A 1,416-nucleotide genomic window follows, 5' to 3' on the forward strand; every position below is an offset into this window, starting at 1 on the left:
CTGTAGTTTAGACTAAAAAATGAGCGCAGCTAAAAGTAGCCACCTTTGAATCTCAGGCAAGCTGTTGCTCAAAAACTCAAAAAGTAGAAGATTAAACAGCTAATCTTGAAGACTTTTTACGTCGAGAAACCCGTTTTTTAACGGTGGGATAGCACGGTGCCTTAGTTCGTACCCTTCCTTTTTCCCAACCGGGGGATTTTCCCCTATGTTTAGGGATTTTTGTTGGAGTCCCAATGTCAACCAAAAGCGAAAACATTGATTGGGCAACACGTCCAGGGGTTAAATTGATAGTAGCAGATTGCCAAGGAAGTCTATTCTCGATTACTAAATCTCTGGCCAGCCAGAGTTGCCAACTCATCAATGGCATTAAATCACTCCAACGCTCGGATTGTTCAGGGGTTCTTAAATTAGGTAATGTCCAATGCAATCGTTGCTTTGCAAACCGATACCAATGATCGACTCCAAAGCGTCGTAAATACTTAAACCAGACTGTTTCGCTTAGGGAGAGTTCGTTCTCCCACCCAAGCCAACCATAAGGGTGGAAACGGCTGACCGTTTGACATGGGCTTCATTCTTTCCACCAGGATTAAATTGACTTTTTGTCCAGGGGCGCGATAAAAATGCAAGTCAAGCCATTGTTTGACTCGGACTTTTCCCAAATCTGGATGTTCGTCAATTTCAATCTCTGTATCCGCTTGAAGCCATGTGGTTGGGTCATTGAGTCTCATTTTTTGCCCGTGTTTCCGTGGTCTACCGCGACCACTATAGGCCGGTGGTGCTGACCATAAGCAGGCATTCTTTCGGACTCTCATTAAGCAATCAGCTTGAATATCTGCTTGCGCTAATACCCAGGTTGCATTGCCATATTCTCGATCCAAAACTGCTAAAACTGGGTTGACGCTCTGTTCACAGACAAGTTTAAGTTGGGAAGCTGCTTGAAGTATCGGTGAAGACCCACTACTAATTCTTTCATGGAGTAGGGGTAATGCCCAACTTCCTTGTGCGAATGGTATCCACGCAATGGTACTGTACCCCTGTCCAATAATTACGCCCCTCTGATATTCATGGGTTCTGTCTTTTAATGTTTTGGCATCTCGTCGAGCCCATGCAGTGTGGTCGATTGCTACTAATATGTGTTCTGTTGGGGGTGCTTCTTTCTGTAATTGCTCCAGATACAACTCCATCAGTTTTTTTCGGTCTGGTCTACAGTCTTGTAATGCTTCATAGATGCTTGGCCATTGACGCTTGAATAATGGATTTAGTGAAAATTCCGCTAAACATGACGCATTCGGAGTGGTCATCACTGCATCCATCAGCTCAAATGTCGCATCTTTCGCTTGCACCAATAACTCGTATGCTGCTTGACGAAAGTCCTTTAATCGTTCACTGTTCATTTAAGGAGTGGATAGGTTTTAT

1 protein-coding gene is annotated in these 1,416 nt (G+C 44.1%); it reads right to left on the reverse strand.

Annotation, left to right across the window (positions count from 1 at the left end; translation table 11 throughout):
- Positions 1 to 479: 479 nt before the first annotated feature.
- The gene (locus QT979_RS28840) at positions 480 to 1,394 is read right to left on the reverse strand and encodes a transposase (RefSeq protein ID WP_333312386.1); all 915 of its coding nucleotides are present in this window, start codon (positions 1,392 to 1,394) and stop codon (positions 480 to 482) included.
- Positions 1,395 to 1,416: the final 22 nt, after the last annotated feature.

The sequence above is a fragment of the Microcoleus sp. w2-18bC1 genome, from assembly GCF_036700365.1.
Lineage (GTDB): Bacteria > Cyanobacteriota > Cyanobacteriia > Cyanobacteriales > Microcoleaceae > Microcoleus.